At 46.0% G+C, this 16,544-nt stretch carries 19 protein-coding genes; 10 read left to right on the plus strand and 9 right to left on the minus strand.

The features are described 5' to 3' along the window. Positions 1 to 125: 125 nt before the first annotated feature. From QUB06_RS09090 to QUB06_RS09100, 3 genes are all read right to left on the minus strand, one after another. Positions 126 to 461, minus strand: coding sequence for a XisI protein (locus QUB06_RS09090; protein WP_333214656.1), 336 nt, complete (start codon positions 459 to 461; stop codon positions 126 to 128). Beyond that, positions 449 to 847 carry an element excision factor XisH family protein gene (locus QUB06_RS09095; protein WP_333435084.1) on the minus strand — a complete coding sequence of 133 codons (399 nt, stop codon included), beginning with the start codon at positions 845 to 847 and terminating at the stop codon, positions 449 to 451. Before QUB06_RS09095 ends, QUB06_RS09090 begins: the two co-directional genes overlap by 13 nt. Positions 848 to 931: 84 nt before the next feature. Continuing rightward, positions 932 to 1,444 (minus strand): dihydrofolate reductase family protein, encoded by a 513-nt coding sequence (locus tag QUB06_RS09100; RefSeq protein ID WP_333435019.1) that lies wholly within the window; start codon positions 1,442 to 1,444, stop codon positions 932 to 934. A 294-nt stretch (positions 1,445 to 1,738) separates the two neighbouring features. Between QUB06_RS09100 and QUB06_RS09105 the strand changes: the two genes are divergently transcribed. Both QUB06_RS09105 and QUB06_RS09110 read left to right on the plus strand, forming a co-directional pair. After that, on the plus strand, positions 1,739 to 1,912 hold the full coding sequence (locus tag QUB06_RS09105) for a type II toxin-antitoxin system VapB family antitoxin (RefSeq protein ID WP_333435020.1): 174 nt from the start codon (positions 1,739 to 1,741) through the stop codon (positions 1,910 to 1,912). 505 nt (positions 1,913 to 2,417) lie between these two features. Beyond that, positions 2,418 to 3,302: an aspartoacylase gene (locus tag QUB06_RS09110; RefSeq protein ID WP_333435021.1), complete on the plus strand. Its 885-nt coding sequence runs from the start codon at positions 2,418 to 2,420 to the stop codon at positions 3,300 to 3,302. Between the two features lie 3 nt (positions 3,303 to 3,305). Here the strand turns inward: QUB06_RS09110 and QUB06_RS09115 are convergent, their stop codons facing one another. Then, the gene (locus QUB06_RS09115) at positions 3,306 to 4,031 is read right to left on the minus strand and encodes a phosphatase PAP2 family protein (protein ID WP_333435022.1); all 726 of its coding nucleotides are present in this window, start codon (positions 4,029 to 4,031) and stop codon (positions 3,306 to 3,308) included. Positions 4,032 to 4,179: 148 nt separating this feature from the next. Here QUB06_RS09115 and QUB06_RS09120 point away from each other — a divergent pair, with 148 nt between their 5' ends. Both QUB06_RS09120 and QUB06_RS09125 read left to right on the plus strand, forming a co-directional pair. After that, positions 4,180 to 5,259, plus strand: a complete 1,080-nt coding sequence (locus QUB06_RS09120) for a M23 family metallopeptidase (RefSeq protein WP_333435023.1) — start codon at positions 4,180 to 4,182, stop codon at positions 5,257 to 5,259. 141 nt (positions 5,260 to 5,400) lie between these two features. Beyond that, entirely contained in the window at positions 5,401 to 5,982 is a 582-nt protein-coding gene (locus QUB06_RS09125; protein ID WP_333435024.1) for a hypothetical protein, read from the plus strand. A 162-nt stretch (positions 5,983 to 6,144) separates the two neighbouring features. Here the strand turns inward: QUB06_RS09125 and QUB06_RS09130 are convergent, their stop codons facing one another. After that, complete coding sequence (locus QUB06_RS09130) at positions 6,145 to 6,378, minus strand: hypothetical protein (protein WP_190662685.1); 234 nt, start codon at positions 6,376 to 6,378, stop codon at positions 6,145 to 6,147. Positions 6,379 to 6,571: 193 nt separating this feature from the next. Between QUB06_RS09130 and QUB06_RS09135 the strand changes: the two genes are divergently transcribed. Next, positions 6,572 to 8,755 carry a flavin-dependent dehydrogenase gene (locus QUB06_RS09135; RefSeq protein WP_333435025.1) on the plus strand — a complete coding sequence of 728 codons (2,184 nt, stop codon included), beginning with the start codon at positions 6,572 to 6,574 and terminating at the stop codon, positions 8,753 to 8,755. A gap of 173 nt (positions 8,756 to 8,928) precedes the next feature. On the opposite strand, the gene QUB06_RS09140 is transcribed toward QUB06_RS09135, so the two are convergent. From QUB06_RS09140 to QUB06_RS09150, 3 genes are all read right to left on the minus strand, one after another. Next, a complete protein-coding gene (locus QUB06_RS09140; protein WP_333435026.1) occupies positions 8,929 to 10,263 on the minus strand; it encodes a hypothetical protein in 1,335 nt (444 codons plus the stop codon). Between the two features lie 420 nt (positions 10,264 to 10,683). Continuing rightward, positions 10,684 to 11,346 (minus strand): (2Fe-2S) ferredoxin domain-containing protein, encoded by a 663-nt coding sequence (locus QUB06_RS09145; RefSeq protein ID WP_333435027.1) that lies wholly within the window; start codon positions 11,344 to 11,346, stop codon positions 10,684 to 10,686. Between the two features lie 73 nt (positions 11,347 to 11,419). Next, a complete protein-coding gene (locus tag QUB06_RS09150) occupies positions 11,420 to 11,665 on the minus strand; it encodes an Asr1405/Asl0597 family protein (protein ID WP_333085491.1) in 246 nt (81 codons plus the stop codon). Positions 11,666 to 12,020: 355 nt separating this feature from the next. Here QUB06_RS09150 and QUB06_RS09155 point away from each other — a divergent pair, with 355 nt between their 5' ends. Continuing rightward, the gene (locus QUB06_RS09155; RefSeq protein ID WP_333435028.1) at positions 12,021 to 12,563 is read left to right on the plus strand and encodes a Dps family protein; all 543 of its coding nucleotides are present in this window, start codon (positions 12,021 to 12,023) and stop codon (positions 12,561 to 12,563) included. A gap of 196 nt (positions 12,564 to 12,759) precedes the next feature. Here the strand turns inward: QUB06_RS09155 and chlP are convergent, their stop codons facing one another. After that, on the minus strand, positions 12,760 to 13,980 hold the full coding sequence (chlP, locus tag QUB06_RS09160) for a geranylgeranyl reductase (RefSeq protein ID WP_333063736.1): 1,221 nt from the start codon (positions 13,978 to 13,980) through the stop codon (positions 12,760 to 12,762). A gap of 481 nt (positions 13,981 to 14,461) precedes the next feature. Between chlP and QUB06_RS09165 the strand changes: the two genes are divergently transcribed. The 4 genes from QUB06_RS09165 to QUB06_RS09180 are packed head-to-tail and all read left to right on the plus strand — an operon-like array spanning position 14,462 to position 15,723. Continuing rightward, positions 14,462 to 14,854, plus strand: coding sequence for a hypothetical protein (locus QUB06_RS09165; RefSeq protein ID WP_333435029.1), 393 nt, complete (start codon positions 14,462 to 14,464; stop codon positions 14,852 to 14,854). 40 nt (positions 14,855 to 14,894) lie between these two features. Further along, positions 14,895 to 15,098 (plus strand): hypothetical protein, encoded by a 204-nt coding sequence (locus QUB06_RS09170; RefSeq protein WP_333435030.1) that lies wholly within the window; start codon positions 14,895 to 14,897, stop codon positions 15,096 to 15,098. Between the two features lies 1 nt (position 15,099). Beyond that, a complete protein-coding gene (locus tag QUB06_RS09175) occupies positions 15,100 to 15,285 on the plus strand; it encodes a hypothetical protein (RefSeq protein ID WP_333435031.1) in 186 nt (61 codons plus the stop codon). 9 nt (positions 15,286 to 15,294) lie between these two features. Next, positions 15,295 to 15,723, plus strand: a complete 429-nt coding sequence (locus tag QUB06_RS09180; RefSeq protein ID WP_333435032.1) for a DUF6575 domain-containing protein — start codon at positions 15,295 to 15,297, stop codon at positions 15,721 to 15,723. Positions 15,724 to 16,544: the final 821 nt, after the last annotated feature.

Below are 16,544 nucleotides of genomic sequence, written 5' to 3' on the forward strand. Positions count from 1 at the left end.
TGATTTTTCGCTCATCTGACTACATTACCATATTTCTCGGCTCTTACTCTCACTATTTTTCACCTGAATCCTTACAATAGCAAAAAGTAGCAAACACATTTCATCATCTGCGATCGCCTTTTCCTTTACGCTACTCCGAACCCAGTATGCGGACGCTTGTAAGGTGGATGCAACCCCAACACAATATCATCCTCAGACACTCCCATCTCCACAAATTCCCGTGCAATATCCACTTCTGTCATATTGCGCTGAATCCAAATTTTGCTATCCTTAATATCCAAATGAATGAAACAGTTGTATATCCGCTTTAGTCCCTCCCAGCCAACATCGAGTAACTGATAGTGGTCGTGTTCCCAATCAAAAACAAGCTGGCATTCAACGTCTGAATTAGGCTTTTCTATCGTTGCTTGTTGAGTGAGCAATTTGCGGATACACTGGCGGTAATGTTCTACTCTTTCCATTCCACAATTACCTCCTTTTGCGGATCGTAAACGACGAGTTTAAGTTGATACACATTGACCGCTTCTTGTATAAATGGCTCTTTAAAAAACGAGTCAAAAGTATCAAATGGTACTGCTAGATACAGTGTTCTGTCCGGTTCTTTGATTTGTAAAGCAAGCCGATAATTTAAAAATTGACCCAAGGCGAGATGAAAGTCAGTAATTGCAGAGTTGTTGAGAAAGCTTTTAATTTCAACAGCAATTTTTTGCCCTAATTTCTCGGCCGCCAAAACCTTCTCTGCTGCTAAATCAATCTCAAACTTAACACCCTGAATTTTGACGATCAGCGGATCTGCGGTGATTTCCCACTCCTCCTTCTGAAGCGCTTTTTTACAGCATCGTGAAATAAATCTCTAGCAGCCATTTCTCCCTCATACAGCTTCTATATCTATCTTATAGCAGCGAAAGCGCGCAAGCTGCTGCGATCGCCCTCAAGTCGCGACATCATAAGATAGCTGAACCATACCAGAACTGTATGTCTGACATCCAGTTAACTGCAAAGCTGTAGTATTTATGGGATTAACAAATAAAGGGATTCCCTCGCCCAAAATAATCGGGTGCACTGAGAGAATGACCTCGTTGACAAAATTTTGATTCAGGAAATCGCGAATCAGCAGAGAACCTCCCACCAACCAAATATTCTTGCCCTCAAGCCAGCGCAAATCATTGACAAAAATCTCTAAATCTGTTACCACTTCTACATCAGAAGTGGCTTGAAAATCTAGATTTTTTGTAAAAACATAACTCTTTTTTTCCTGGTACGGATACTCGCCAAAAGTTAGAACTTGTTCGTAAGTTTTCCGACCCATGAGAACCGTATCGATGCTATCTAAGAATTTATTATAACCGTAATTTTGGTCGGTAAACAGCCAGTCAATATCGCCATTCGATCGGGCGATATAACCGTCCAGACTAGATGCAATGAATAGTACAATTTTACGCATGATAACACCGAGGTTTTTGGGGCTATTGGGGCGAATATCGCCCCACTCATTTTAATTTTAAATGATTTAGCGTCCTGACGGTAGCTTGAGTTCGATACCCACTTAATCTCTCGGTAGTCTTGATTTTATTGTGACAGGATTTTTCGCTTGGTGAGGAGTTGTTCGCGCGTCACAATCAAAGAAACCGGGTTTTTTTGGGTTTCTACACTGTCATGCGTCTTCTGGGCAAAAACCCCCGGTTTCTGAGCGAGGCATCACAACTATAATAAAATAACCGTTAAAAGAGGAAAGCCAATGGTGACAAGCCTGAATGTGGATACGGCGCGGCTGCAAGAGGATCTCGAACTTGAGGGAGAAATTGAGTTCGAGACTATAGTGGAAATCGCCTTGCGCGAATACATTCAACGCCGCAAACAGCCACAGAATCTCGAACTGAGTTTTGGAGAATCTCTAGCGTGCATTTCGTGAAAAATATCAAGTGCACGAACTCGGTTTAAATCCTGATGAACTTTGGGGAGAAGTTCGCGATCGAACTTTTGCAGGACGCGAGGTCATCTTTGAATGACTCTGCATTATTTACTCGATACTAACATTATCTCCGAAATAACGGTGGCAATTCCTCCAACCCCAACCCCGCCACATCCAATTCTGTCTGGCCTTCATCAGCGGCTTTGTAGATTAACTGCAATAAGTGCGATCTCGTCATGCCCTTTGTCTCTGAGTAGTCTTCATTTTATTGTGACAGAAATTTTTGGATCGAGGCGAGAAACCCGGTTTCTACAAGCTTTTAGTTGGGTGACGAGAAATATCGAGAGAAACCCGGTTTCTGAGATTCACGCATGGGGCGAGAAACCCGGTTTCTACAAGCTTTTAGTTGGGTAACGATAAATACACCAAGAAACCGGGTTTCTCAGGTTTGTTTTACCAACAGATGACAAAGGGTGCTACGCTGGGGATAGGAACTTATTTGTCTATGAACAAAATTAAACGTGTTGCCATAGTGGGAGGAACCCACGGAAACGAACTCACAGGAATTTACCTGGTGAAGAAATTCGATCGCGCGCCAGAGTTAATTGGGCGATCGACTTTTGAAACAATCGCCCTGCTAGCCAATCCCAAAGCTTGCGAAATCGGGACACGCTACATCGATATCGACCTCAACCGCTGCTTTAGAAAGCAAGATTTAGAAAATCCCCATCTCTCCAGCTATGAAGCGCAGCGGGCGAAAGAAATCTACCGCCTTTTTAGCTCAAAAAACACTCATCTGCCCAACTTAATTATCGATTTGCACAGCACCACGTCCAACATGGGGCTAACATTTATTCTTGCCAGCCATCATCCATTTAACCTGCAACTAGCAGCTTATTTAACCTCTGTGTATCCCCACCTCAAGGTACTCGCTTCTACAACCAAGAATCACGATAGTCCTTTGCTGCGATCGCTTTCCGAATTAGGCGGTACGCTGGAAGTTGGTGCTGTGCCGCAAGGGGTATTAGATGCGTCTTTATTTCAGCAAACTGAGCAAGTTGTGTGCCGAATTTTAGACTGTGTAGAAGCCTACAATCAAGGCACCCTGCCTGCTGCAAAAAATCCCCTGACTATTTATCACACCATTGGGGCGATCGACTATCCCAGAAACGAGAACAGAGAAATTCAGGCAATGATTCATCCTCATCTGCAATCCCGAGATTATGAAGCCTTAAATCCCGGCGATCCAATGTTTTTGACCTTAGATGGTGAGTCGGTATTTTATGAAGGTAAATCAACCGTTTATCCAATTTTCATTAACGAGGCCGCTTACTACGAAAAAGGAATTGCCATGTGTTTTACCCAAAAGCAAATTGTTGTTAGTCATTAGTCATTAGTCATTAGTCATTTCTAGAGACGGATCTGGTGACAAAAACTCCTCTTTAGAAGCCGTAGTCAAAGAACGCAATTCCTTCCATATTTCCAAACTGAGAATACAGGTAATCAGCCACACCAAACCAGCCGTATAACCAGCAATAACATCGGTAGGCCAGTGAACTCCTAGATAAAGCCGGCTCAAACCAATAGCAGCAATTAATACAACTGTCAAGCTGTAAATCCACCAGCGCTGTTTCGGAAAGCGCGTACCCAAAAAATATCCTAGCAAACCGTAAATAACCATTGAAATCATCGCGTGTCCGCTTGGAAAACTGTAAAAGCGAACGTCAACAACGCGCTCCCAAAGTTGAGGTCGAGCGCGGGCAAAAAGTTTTTTTAACAGTAGGTTTAAACCGATCGCCCCCCCACCCGCGAGCGCAATAGTTGCGGATTCCGAGCGGTGATTGCGCGCTAGCAAAACAATACCCAAAATCAGACAAATCACTAGCAGCAAGTTCGGCTCGCCCAAAAAGGTAAAGCCCAGCATTACTCGATCGCGCAGCGGAGTGTGAAGGCTCCTGAGATATAGTAAAATAGATGTATCGAAAGCGTAACTTTGTTTTCCCAACACGTCTTCGGCAATGGTGGCAAATCCCCACATCCCCAAAGCAGCAACAGCAAGCCCGGCCAGCCGAATTATCGAAATGAGCGATCGAATTTTAGAACCCATTCTTGAACTCATTAAAATTTTAAAATTTCCAACTCAAAATAATACAACAAATATAGGAAACGAAAACGCCTTACCCATCGTCTAGATTCTTGATCCCCTCTATTCTGAATCATTAATTGATTTTTCACTACCCACCTCAGCTTTTACATCCAACGGGCGAATGACTATACTATCAAAAAAATACATTTCGGCAATTTTGTTGACCTTGGGGTTGACAAGTCTGTCTAGCTGTGCTAATAACAGCGGAGTAAGTGCGCCGATCGCCGAAGCCAACACCATCGCCCAGCGTCTCGTCTCTACCGCAGTCGCCCAAAAGCCCAACAACCCGCAATTCGGTCAGCCGATCGACTGTACCCTAGGCAAAGACTGTTTTGTAATGCTGTATTTCGATCGAGAACCCGGCCCCACCGCCGTAGATTTTGGCTGCGGGCGTCAAACCTACGACGGCCACGACGGCACAGACTTTGCCATTCCCGACGCCAAAGCAATGGCAAAAGGAGTTCCAGTTATTGCCTCCGCTGCAGGCAAAGTTTTGCGAGCACGAGATGGTGTGGTCGATCGGCGTTTACAAAACGAGACAGAGAAAGCCAACATCGCAGGCACAGAATGCGGTAACGCCATAGTGATCGATCACGGCGCAGGCTGGGAATCCTACTACTGTCATCTCCGCAAAGGCAGCGTTGCCGTCAAACCTGGGACGCAGGTACAAAAAGGCACTGTTTTGGGCATGGTGGGAAACTCTGGGATGGCCTCTTTCCCCCACGTACACGTAACTTTTCGCTATCAAGGCAAGCCCGTAGATCCGTTTGTCGGCCCCGACGCGAAGGTAGGCTGCAACATCGCCCGCAACCCAATCTGGGACAAACCTCTAGACTATATTTCCACAGGTTTAATTAGGGCCGGTTTTGCCAATAAGCCGCCGGACGAGAACGCTGTCTGGGAAGGAAAATTTTCCGGGACTCAACTCCCTGCAAACAGTCCAGCTTTGTTGTTTTGGGTGCAAAGTTACGGAGTGCTCAAGGGCGATAGCGAACAATACAAATTATTTGCACCCAACGGCACAACCATCGCCGATCAGACCAATGAAATTAAAGCCCCCAGCCGCACTTGGTTGGGTTATGTCGGCAAAAGAAACAGTACAAATTCTCCTGTGATTCCGGGAGTTTGGCGGGCCGAATACCGGTTGATGCGGGGCGATCGAGTTTTGGCAGAAGTCAAGCGAGAAGTTGAGTTGCGTTAGTCGCCAAGTTACTCATACCAAATTCCTTTGAAAATGAGCATCAAATATGTTAAAATAACAAAAATATTTTTTCATTTTTGATTGTCAAGTTTTCCTGGTCTCATAATAAAAATGTCATACAGCCAATTCACAAACCTAGAAATGATTGAAACCAACTTTGGCATAACCATTGCTGACAAAGTTGGTATTTTTGCCGATTTACCGGACGCCGAGTATAGCGAGCTTCTCAGCCAAACTCTGCAAGAAAACATTTCTTTAGCTTTAGCAATTAATACGGAAAAAGCTCGCTCCGAATTAATTGTCACACCTATTTTAGTAGAACTTAGAAAGCAGTTTAAGTATCAAATTAGCTTTTTTTCAGGAAAAGAGTTTAATGTAGATTTAGAAAAAGGATTAACGGGTTTCTGTGATTTTATGATTAGTCGTTCTCCCGAACAACTGCTAATCAAAGCCCCTGTTGTCGCCTTAGTAGAAGCTAAAAATGATAATATCCAAGCTGGGCTTCCACAATGTATGGCAGAAATGATTGCCGCTCAAATATTTAATGAAAGAAAAAACAATAATATTTCCGAAATATATGGAGTGGTCACAACAGGGACAAATTGGAAATTTTTACGGCTTAGTAATCAAATTATGGAAGTTGATTTAAATGATTATTTTATTGATAATATTAGTAAAATTATTGGCATCTTAAAATATTTGATCGAGGCAGCTAACCTATGAAACTGGGAGCCAATTTATGAAATTTGCTCAATATTGATAAATTTAACAATGACTTAACCATAATTTTTACAAGATCACAAATTCTCCGGGACAATCTAGCTGTCATCAGCTTATTGTCGCCGGCTCGATCACGTTGGGAAGAATGCTTTGGATGTGGAAAATTTAGGGCAAATTGTTCCAAGCTTGAGCCACAATGTCGCTCAGCCATAGCCTCTGAGCAAAATCGAGCAGATTGTCGTCGGCGAGTACCTCAGCCTTCAATTCATCCAAAGACTGAGATCGCGATCGAGCTATTTGAATCACACCCGCGATCGCCGACGCCACCAATTCTTCATTCAGCGGCTGCTGTCGCAAAGCAATCATTTCTTGAGGATTCGTAGGAATGGGATAATTCATGAGATTGCATACCGAAAGGAGTAGATATTCAGCCACTGCGGGCCAACCGAGAGCAAGAGCGATCGAAAACCTAAAAATCTGAGAACATTGTAAACTTATTTAAAACTCAATAAGTATTCGGGAGTATAGCCTACTTTGCTCCCTTGTCAACTCCCCCATCTTTATTAATTTATTCAGCATTGAGAGCCTAATCATGCAAGAAATTCTTTATCTAGAAGTCCCGACACCAGATACAGCAGCCGTCTGCACTTGGTTGCAGCACGAATTCGATCCCGGAATCGGAGAAAAAATTATTACTCCTGACGGTTTTCGCCTGCTTTCACCAGCCACAACAGCCGAGGTTCTCAAGTCTGGAACTCAAAAGGCCAATCCAAAACCCGCCTTGGCTGACACCAATTCAGGAAACCAAAATTGGCGATCGACAGAACTTTCCACCTTTGTCTGGTCACTGCAACGCACCACTTATTTAAAAGTCTTTCGTCTAGAAGAGGCGCCTGCGGGAGAAAAAAAGTTCCTGGAAAATCTGAATCTTGCTGTGAGAAACAAGTTTCCCGATCGCTACCCGGAACCCCCTGTCATAGACCTCTCCAAACAGTCAATTTTTGAGGCTCTTGCCCCCTATTACCCCCTGACCGTTAAATACTTCCAAAAAATGCCTCAAGGCGAATACGACCTCAAGCGCGTCTACTGGTGGGAGCAACGTTGGCGCGAAAGCACTCGCAATCCTCAAAAGCCAAAACAAATAGTGTTTTTGAAGGAAGAGGGAAGGGGGAAGAAGGAAGAAGGAACAGGGAAGAATGAAGAAGGAACAGGGAAGAATGAAGAAGGAACAGGGAAGAAGGCAGAAGACACGATTTTGGTGTCTGATTCTGGCGATACTTTTTACGACTTAATTTATATTGGCGGGGCCTTGGGAGTGATTCACGCCGCAGTCATGGCGAGATTGGGCTACCGAGTGCTGCTAGTTGAACGAATGCCTTTCGGGCGGATGAATCGCGAGTGGAATATTTCGCGGGATGAAATTCAAAGCTTAATTGATTTGGGTTTATTTACTGCTGCAGAAATAGAAACTTTGATTGCCAGAGAATACAGAGATGGCTACAACAAGTTTTTTGATGCTAACAATCCGCCCGTGGCGAAAGCGCCTGTTCTGCACACACCAAAGGTACTCAATGTAGCTTTGGACGGGGAGAAATTGCTGAATTTAGCGGGAGTTAAGCTAACAGAAGCTGGTGGAGAAATCTGGGACGAAACTGATTTTATCAGAGCCGATGTTGAAGCGGAAAAAGTAGTAGTTCAGGGCCACCACTTGCCGACAAAAGGCGATCGCACTGCATTAGGACGGTTGCTGGTGGATGCAATGGGTTCGGCTTCTCCCATCGCTTGGCAATTGAACGAAGGGCGGACTTTTGACAGCGTTTGTCCGACAGTGGGAGCAGTCATCGACGCAGGATTTGAGCCGGGAGTGTGGGATTCCGAGTACGGGGATGTACTCTACACTCACGGGGACATTTCCCGCGGGCGCCAGCTCATCTGGGAGTTGTTTCCCGGCGCCGGCACAGAATTGACAGTTTATCTATTTCACTACCACCAAGTACATCCAGACAATCCCGGTTCTTTGCTGGAAATGTACGAAGATTTTTTCGCAATTTTGCCGGAATACCGCCGCTGCGATGTCGATAAATTGGTGTGGAAAAAACCGACCTTTGGTTATATTCCGGGGCATTTTAGCAGCAACAGCGGCGATCGCTCCGTGGCGATCGATCGCCTAGTCTCGATCGGCGACGCAGCATCTCTGCAATCTCCCCTCGTTTTCACAGGCTTCGGCTCCCTTGTCCGCAATCTTTTCCGCTTAACAGACCTTTTGGATACAGCTTTAAAGCACAATTTGTTGACGGCAAATCACTTAAACCAAATTCGCGCCTACCAGAGCAATGTTTCAGTAACTTGGCTATTTTCTAAAGGCATGATGGTGCCTACCGGCAGCAGTTTGCCACCTCAAAGAATTAATTCAATTCTCAATACCTTTTTCGGTATTTTGGCAGCACAAAAACTCGCCGTCGCCGAAACTTTTATTAAAGACAGAACCGACTGGCTAACTTTCAATCGACTGGCGCTCGAAGCAGCCGGAAAAAACCCTTCTCTCCTATTGTGGATTTTAGATTTTGTCACCTTGGGGGATATTTGGCGCTGGCTGGGAAGTTACTTGAATTTTACTCTGCTGGCTTTGGCCAGTTTGTTGTTCGGATGGCTTCCCAGCTTCGCCCGCAGGGTACAACCTTGGTTGGAGCCCCGGTATCCGGCTGTTTGGCTGTGGCTGTTGGCTACCAGCTATGCTCTCACCTATGGCATGGGAAAGGGGAGAAAAGAGTGTTGAGTTTTGACTTTTAACTCAAAACTAGCAACTCTCATATCCAATCCGTTAGCATCGGAATAGTAAATTCGAGTTCACTGTTCACTGTTGACTGTTGACTGTTGACTGTTGACTGTTGACTGTCAACCGTCAACCGTCAACATCATTCCGGTGTAACCCGAAATGATATCAGTTCGCTATCGAAAACTCGGCAATTCAATTTCAGCTAACGATCGGCGTTTTTTAGAAGCCCGCAGCGGACTGGCAATCAAGCTCAGCCAGTCTGGTTGGGCGACTGCTGTAGGTTTTGCCACACTCGATCGCACTTCTTGAATGCCAAAGGTTTCAACAGAGTTCAAAATTTGAAAAGCCCTAGCCAATTCTTGAGCCTCCACTTTGGTAGCAGTTTCGGCGGGTTCAGACTCAGCCATCGGCAGTTCAGGTGCCGCAACCGGTTCGGCCAACTCAGTTGCCGGCTCATCAGGCTGGTAGGTTTCGCTCTTCTCCAATTGAATGCCGGACACTTCGGCTAATTTGTTGAGTTCCAGATTGGCTGGGGATTCAGGCTCGATCGCCTCAACAGCAGCCGCTACCTCTGGAACCTCTTCTGGTTCCGACCAAGGTTGGACAGGGGAAGCGTTGAAGGCTGGCGGCACCGGCATCTGAGAGCTTTTGACCGCCGCGAGCAAAGATTCTAATTGTGCGCTGGCGGTGTCCAGATTATTGTCAGGCGGCTCGATCCTCGGCGATTTTACCTGCGGCCTGTCCAAACTTCTTTCCAAGGCAGCTTTGAATTGCAGAGTGTGGCGCTGCTGGCGGTGCAAGCGGGCTCGCAATTCCCTGCAAATATTTTCTGTGGCTACTAACTGCTGTAACTGTTCGTTGTAGCGCTGCACAGTAGACGCACATTCTCGCTCAACAGTCGCTAGCCTGACTTGGCTGGTTGCCAACTGACTTCTTAAATTTTCGACTAAAATTTCTTGACTTTGGAGGGTTTGATGGGAAACTTCCACTTTGCCAAACAGCCGCGTCAATTGTTCTTGAGTATTTTCGAGTTCTGCAGTCCGCTGTTCTAGCAAAGTTTCGCGATTCTGCAATGTTTTTTGGGACTCTTCGAGAGCTGTTTCTAGCTGGGCGATGCGCTGTAAAAGGTCGCGGTTGCATTCGTGCAGCGCTTGCATGAGGGTGACTGGGGTCGATCCTTTGCCCTTGGCCTGTTCGGCATTCCCAAGCATATTTTTTAGATTGTCTGAAATCGGGGGCGAGCCCGCCTCAGTCGGCTGTGTCGGAGATTGCGACTTTTTTGTTTCAGGTATTGTAGGAATTGCATCTACACTGATGGCGTTGGGAAAATCTACTGTTTGCCAGTCTTCTTCTGGCTGTTGGGGAACCGTTGCGGGAGTGTCTGTCGCATCGGGGGCGATCAGCTCAAAACCCCCAGCATCAGGAAAATCTGACGGCAATGGTTCGGTATCGGATGGAACAGCAGGGTACGGTTGGTGCTGATGGGCTCGAAGATCAGCTTCTGACATGGCTTTTTATCCCAATACTCACAGGGTCTCAGATACAGTCTATCCTTAGATATTCTCCCGAAGGAAGCCCCTCAGTGATAGTTTTTGGCATTTTTCCGGTTTTTTCGGACAATCGCCTCTGAATCGAGTGGCGCGATCGAACTACAACCCGAACTCAAATTCAGGCTTCATTCAGTTGACAGTTGACAGTTGACAGTTGACAGTTGACCGCTTTATAGCGACCTCTTCCTGGAAGTCCGAGGATTGGAGTAATGAATAGTCTTCTTTTAATTTCTCCCCCTTATGCTTGGGGCTTTAAACCAATTCTTTCTGGTAAGATGCGCCTGTGAGCACCCTACAGATGTGAGTTTTTCGCCCAGAGTCCTATCAAAATAATTTTTCCTGATGTCTAACGCACTGTTGCGGCATCCGGGCGATCGCCTAAGCTTTAACAACTGCACAATGTTTGTCAATGATTGCTGGAACTTCTGCCGGTGCAATGCGGCTGTAGCGAGTTTTGTCCGGCATCACAACTATATTTGGGCCCGCTTTACACTGTTTGAGACATCCGGTTCCCTGTACTGTCACTTTGTCTTCTAAACCGCGCGCATTCAAAGCATTTTCTAAAGCTTTACAGACTCCTCCAGCGCCCCGCTTCAGGCAGTCTGATTTTTGACATACTAATATTTTGGTTTGGGTTTTTGCCGGAGCTTTTACAGTTTGAGCCGCAGTGGGAGAGCTGACTTCGCTTTTGCCGATCGCCCGATCGTCGGATGTCAATACCGCAACAGGCCCATTGGTGGAGTCAAGGTGTTCGTGCGATCGATCGTTGTTACCCTGAGCCAGCTTGAGGCTGCGAGCTTTAAGTTTTATTTTACCGTTTTTCAAATTGAGTTCTTTCTCACCTACAACTTGAACTCTCAACCCCGGTGTCAAAATAGGCGACAGAAATGACCGCAATTCTTTGCAAAGTTTAACAAGATATTCTACTCCGCGATCGTTGCTAATTCGCAAATATTTAAGTTTGCAGCCATCTTCAATAATTAGGCCGAGGATTTCTCCCTCTAAACTGAATTCGGAAACTTGCTTGCCAGATTTATACATTGTTATGACTCCTTTAAATCCGTTACATCCGTTACATCTTGTACATTGCTCGTTGCCGAACTTCGTTCTACCTTTAGCCCCTTTGCCAGCAGTATTCCAGCCACTGCACCAGTTCGCACCGAGGGGCACTGACTTGCCTCAACACGCTCATTAACTGAGCCGCTTGTTTAACTGTGTTGACTTTTGCCCGCAAAGGTTGGTCAACCGCACACCAGCAGGGAATTTCTAGTTCTTGCAAGCGTTTGTAAACTTGCCACCTATCTAGCCAACTAACTTGCACAATGTCACAAACTTCTAATTCTGGATCTGCTGGATTCATTTTTTAACAACAGTAATAATTTGCATTAATTTTTACCCTGAATGGTAGCGGGTAGAAGTTAAAAGCCAGATTTCAGCAGAACATCAAAGATGATGGAAAGCCCTTCCTGAAAAATTCTGCCTTTTGCCCTCTGCCTTCTGCCTTCTGAAGGTTCGCCCCACTTTCAGGAAGCGCTCATAACGAGGATCTTGTTCAAGCATAACCCAACTGCTAATAATTCTCAATAGGTTTACAAAAAAAATTTCCTACTCTATAAAATCTTCTACTATCGAGGCAGACTCTGCTTGACTGGTAAATTTACAGTGCTAGACTGACTCTATTGGCAACAAAACTGCCTATTGAGAGGAGAACACACATGGCTGAGACTCAGAGTGCATTGAGACCGTTTGGCCACATAGCCGAAAACCCAGTTCTACTGGAACATTCAGTCACAGCACCGATTTGTGAAGGGATGAACGCGCTGCTGGCCAGTTTTCAGGCTCTATACCTGCAATATCAAAAACATCATTTTGTGGTGGAAGGGGCAGAATTTTACTCCTTGCACAAATTCTTTGAAGAAAGCTACGGAGAAGCTCAAGATAGCGTCCACGAGTTGGGCGAACGGTTAAACGGGTTGGGCGGCATACCAGCAGCTACCTTTAGCAAGTTAGCCGAGCTGTGCTGTTTTGACCCGGAAGCCGACGGCGTATATTCCTGCCGCCAAATGCTAGAACACGATTTAATTGCGGAGCAAGCTATCCTCGGTTTGCTACGCCGTCAAGCAGGACAAGCAGAAAGTTTGGGCGATCGAGCTACCCGCTACCTCTACGAAAAAATCCTTCTAAAAACAGAAGAGCGGGCTTATCACATTTCCCACTTCCTCGCCCCCGATACCTTAGTGCAGTTGAACTTGAACTAATCATCGGTTTGCTGTTACTCGGCGGTTGAAACCGCTACTACACACACAAAGTCTGCCTCCGCAGACTAAGAGTATATCTAAAAAAGCGCGATCGGCTTTTTAACCGATCGCGTTTTTTATACAATGTGCGATAAAATTTGAGTTCCCCGACTTCTCCAAAAAGTCGGGGAGCTGGGGGAAGTTCTCCAGCAGGCAATTAAGGCGCTAAAGCATTGCCACGCAACAGACTACCAATGGTTTTGGCGGTAATCTTCATTTGAATGAAAGGATTGGCCGGCACTACAGTCTTATACAAGTAGCTATCGAATGTGAGTTTCTGCACATCGCGATCGGCACACATTTCCACAAAAGCTTCGCGAGTAGCGTCGGAACGGTAAAACACGCGCTGCAAAATGTCCAGAACTTTGTAAGTAATGCCGTAGGCTTTATCCCACCGCTTCAAGTAAATCTTAATTTCCTCTTCAGTCGGAATGCGCGCGCCTTTATTGGAAATCTCCACAATAGTTTCGGCGCACATCCGGCCAGACTTGGCGGCAAAATAGATACCTTCGCCGGAAGACTTGGTAACGTAACCTGCTGCATCGCCTACGAGAGCAACTCGGCCGACAACCCGGCGGGGACGCGGATGTTCCGGGATGGGGTGAGCTTCCACTTTAATAATCTCACCGCCCATCAGTTTTTTGGCAGCGCGGGCGCGCACTCCTGCTTGCAGCTTTTTGATGCTGGCTTGATTGACTTTCATCGTGCCGGTACCGACGGCTACGTGGTCGTATTTGGGGAACACCCAAGCGTAGAAGTCGGTAGATACGTCGTCGCCGACGTACATTTCGGCTAAGTCTTCGTAGTAAGCCATTTTATCTTCTGGCAGGCGGATGCGCTCTTGGAAGGCGATCGCATAATTGTAGTCGCCAGCGTCGATCGCCTTTGCTACGCGAGAGTTAGCGCCGTCAGCCCCGATTACTAAATCGACCTTCAGAGTTTTCTGAATACCCATTGCGCTGCCGTCGGAGTGGTCGGCATAGTGGAGAGTGTAGGGGTCTGTATTGTTGCCGGGAATTTCTAATTTATGAACGGTGCCGTTAATCAGTTTTGCACCCAAGGAAGCGGCGCGATCGCGCAGGAAGCCGTCGAGCACTTCGCGGCGGCACATACCGATGTATTCGTGTGCGTTTTCAATATTGATGTCCACCTCGACGTTGGAGGGGGAGATCATTTTCATTTTTCTGACTTGGCGGTCAATAATATTTTGCGGCAAGTCAAATTCGCTGACCATGCACAGGGGAATCGCCCCACCGCAGGGTTTGGCGTTGTCTAATTTACGCTCGAATAGGTATGTTTCGATGCCTGCTTTTACCAATGTTTCGGCGGCGGAAGAACCCGCAGGGCCTGAACCTACTACTGCAACCCTTAGTGTCAAAGCTTTTCTCTCCAGTTTTTTTCTATAGGCATTACTCAGGTGTGATGGTATCACGGACTTTGGATGCGGTGGCGTGAAGCAGGGGAGATTTCAATGAAATGAAACAGAGCTTAACAGTTCGATACGAAAATCGGGTCTGGGGCGAGGCGTGCGATCGAATATCTTAAATCTTTAACGGCAGATGAACGCGGATGTGCGCTCATGTGCAGTGGTGTGGCCTGGTGTGCGATCGAACATTTTGCACTATTTTCTAAGAACAGGCTGGACGGCCTGTTCCACAAAGAATGAATTTTCTGCTTGTGGGGAGTAGGGGTTGGGCTTCTAGCCAGCCCGGACATGAACAGGCTGGACGGCCTGTTCCACAAAGAGTGCATTTGGTTTTTGTGGGGAGTAGGGGTTGGGCTTCTAGGCCGCCCGGAATAGGTTAGAACCAGTCCAATAAGTTACATTAAAGTTACTTGCACTTATATCTAAAATTCTTATGCTCGGTAATTTTCAACAAAGCAACCTGCGGATTGAGCTTGAAGCTTCCGAAACAGCGATTAGAGACAGCTTGTTGCGTCCAAGTCAATTGCAGCAGTGGCTGTGGCCACAGCAGTTGTCTAGCGGTTTGCCGGAAGAATTTTCTCAAGGTTTGACCTTTACAAGTTGGCTGGGCCCCGTGGCAGTTCAGCATCACGTTGATATTGTTGAGCACAATTGTCTGCGGCTGTTATTGAGTCAGGGAATTGACGGATTTCACGAGTGGTATTGGGGCGATGGTTGGGTGCAGTCTCGGTTGGAGGGAGTGTCGCTGCTGCCGCTGAATTTGGGACAAACGGCTAGTTTGTTGCGGCTGCGGGAGTTTGTAGCGGGGAAGGGTAAGGGGAAGTAGGAAGTAGGAAGTAGATCAACATCATCTAAGAGCTTATCGAATGCAGTGGCCCGATTGTTTCCCACCTGATTGCCCGCCAAACGACGCTAAAGGGCCGTGCGATCGAGTTTATCGCCTGATTCAACAAAATTCTGCAACGGCTGATGATTTTTTGACAGTCCGCCAACTTTACCCAAATCGGCAATTTCCTGACAGCGAAAAAGAATGCCGTTCCTGCTCTCTCTGTTTTTACTTCAAGAGATGATGTGACAGTTAACCGCAGAACTGGTCGGTTTAAAAATATGAAAGTTGCTGTGGCAAATTTGACTCCCGATTCAGGACGAATCAAGCACACTCCCTCACCGGGTACTAAGAATTCTCACCACAGTTGGTGGGTTCCAGTTAACGTTGAAGCCTTGACTTTATTTGAAGCTGTTGATGTCACTGAGTGAGGTATAGTTATGAGCCTGCTTCCAGAGTCTACTCATTTAGGCAAATTGGAAATTATCGAGGTTTACGAGTATTACGATGTACCGTGCCTATTTGCTTGCCGAAATGCGTCAGAACAGATATTTCTTGCAGTTTGGGCAAGTCAAACAAAAGAAATGGGAAGATGGCTTTATGTTCCCATGTCTATCGGTCGGTTTAAGCGGGTTCGGTCGGGAAGTATTGATATCCGAGATGCTTTTGTAACCGCTGAAGATGGTTTTATTTATGAAGTTATCATCCCCTGCGACGATAGTTTTGACAGGGTGATAGCTGTTTCTTGCCAAGAACTAAATGATGAATGGCTTCCTATGGCTGGTGAATTGCTTGATTTTGGGGACGAACCTTTGCCGGCCTTGTTTCAAAAGCAAGAGGTGAGTGGATTTTTTGGTAGTCCTGCATAGCAAGGAAAAATCCTAAATATTTTTACGGGTAAAAAGCGTTGTAATGATGATACATACCAGAATATCCCCGCATGATGGGAGAGCTTTGTAGATTAGGACAGACTTTTTTTTACAATTTATTACAGTGAGATATGCTTTGCCTCATGGTGTTATTTAATCTTTCGATATCAAAAGTTGGGCCGGTATCTTGCCCGACAGGTTTGTGTCGCTGGCGAGCGAAAACTTTTTTAGAGGCGGCCCCAAAATCTGTATAATAGACGGCACATTGTCTGTCAACTGCAGGGAGGGAAGCCCAAAAACCTTTAGCACCCATTTCAACTCGACTTCCTATATTACACCCCGAAAAATTTTTTGCTTAAGGCATTTATTGGCAGCTCTTTCCACTGCTTGTTCCCCTTATTGCCTACAAACGACTACATTTCATCATGTTGGATCGTTAGCTTGCCTTGGTTTTTTGAGTTTACTTGAACTTTCCGGGGGACTGATGCTAATTGTTGAAAAACACATCGTATTGGAACCAGCGGGGGACACCCTCGTGAATTGGAAAATCGCGACTCAAGATATTTTTTCTAATAAAAGCCGATCGCTCAATTTTTTTGTTTCTTCTGAAATCCTTTGATGTCTGGGGTTTTAAACAAACTGTCTGTGACAATATATACATTTAAAGTTTTGCTGAGCGCTGGAGGTGGGACAATTTTTAACGATGTTTGGAGAACCGAAACGGGGAAAATTCATGGAGTGGAAAATTAACAAGGCTTAGATTCGTCGCATGATAAATCCTTACCCTTACTCTGTCAGACCACCTGAAAGCCACTTCCCTG

This window comes from Microcoleus sp. D2_18a_D3, from assembly GCF_036702455.1.
Classification (GTDB): domain Bacteria; phylum Cyanobacteriota; class Cyanobacteriia; order Cyanobacteriales; family Microcoleaceae; genus Microcoleus.

Bases quoted from the DNA above. Each gene is read 5' to 3' on its own strand.
- QUB06_RS09170 (WP_333435030.1), top strand. From the start codon at position 14,895: ATGCAGTGGCCCGATTGTTTCCCACCTGATTGCCCGCCAAACGACGCT.
- QUB06_RS09115 (WP_333435022.1), bottom strand. From the start codon at position 4,031: ATGAGTTCAAGAATGGGTTCTAAAATTCGATCGCTCATTTCGATAATT.
- QUB06_RS09100 (WP_333435019.1), bottom strand. From the start codon at position 1,444: ATGCGTAAAATTGTACTATTCATTGCATCTAGTCTGGACGGTTATATC.
- QUB06_RS09145 (WP_333435027.1), bottom strand. From the start codon at position 11,346: ATGTATAAATCTGGCAAGCAAGTTTCCGAATTCAGTTTAGAGGGAGAA.
- QUB06_RS09105 (WP_333435020.1), top strand. From the start codon at position 1,739: ATGGTGACAAGCCTGAATGTGGATACGGCGCGGCTGCAAGAGGATCTC.
- QUB06_RS09155 (WP_333435028.1), top strand. From the start codon at position 12,021: ATGGCTGAGACTCAGAGTGCATTGAGACCGTTTGGCCACATAGCCGAA.
- QUB06_RS09180 (WP_333435032.1), top strand. From the start codon at position 15,295: ATGAGCCTGCTTCCAGAGTCTACTCATTTAGGCAAATTGGAAATTATC.
- QUB06_RS09090 (WP_333214656.1), bottom strand. From the start codon at position 461: ATGGAAAGAGTAGAACATTACCGCCAGTGTATCCGCAAATTGCTCACT.
- QUB06_RS09110 (WP_333435021.1), top strand. From the start codon at position 2,418: ATGAACAAAATTAAACGTGTTGCCATAGTGGGAGGAACCCACGGAAAC.
- QUB06_RS09150 (WP_333085491.1), bottom strand. From the start codon at position 11,665: ATGAATCCAGCAGATCCAGAATTAGAAGTTTGTGACATTGTGCAAGTT.
- QUB06_RS09165 (WP_333435029.1), top strand. From the start codon at position 14,462: ATGCTCGGTAATTTTCAACAAAGCAACCTGCGGATTGAGCTTGAAGCT.
- QUB06_RS09140 (WP_333435026.1), bottom strand. From the start codon at position 10,263: ATGTCAGAAGCTGATCTTCGAGCCCATCAGCACCAACCGTACCCTGCT.
- QUB06_RS09120 (WP_333435023.1), top strand. From the start codon at position 4,180: ATGACTATACTATCAAAAAAATACATTTCGGCAATTTTGTTGACCTTG.
- QUB06_RS09135 (WP_333435025.1), top strand. From the start codon at position 6,572: ATGCAAGAAATTCTTTATCTAGAAGTCCCGACACCAGATACAGCAGCC.
- QUB06_RS09130 (WP_190662685.1), bottom strand. From the start codon at position 6,378: ATGAATTATCCCATTCCTACGAATCCTCAAGAAATGATTGCTTTGCGA.
- QUB06_RS09125 (WP_333435024.1), top strand. From the start codon at position 5,401: ATGATTGAAACCAACTTTGGCATAACCATTGCTGACAAAGTTGGTATT.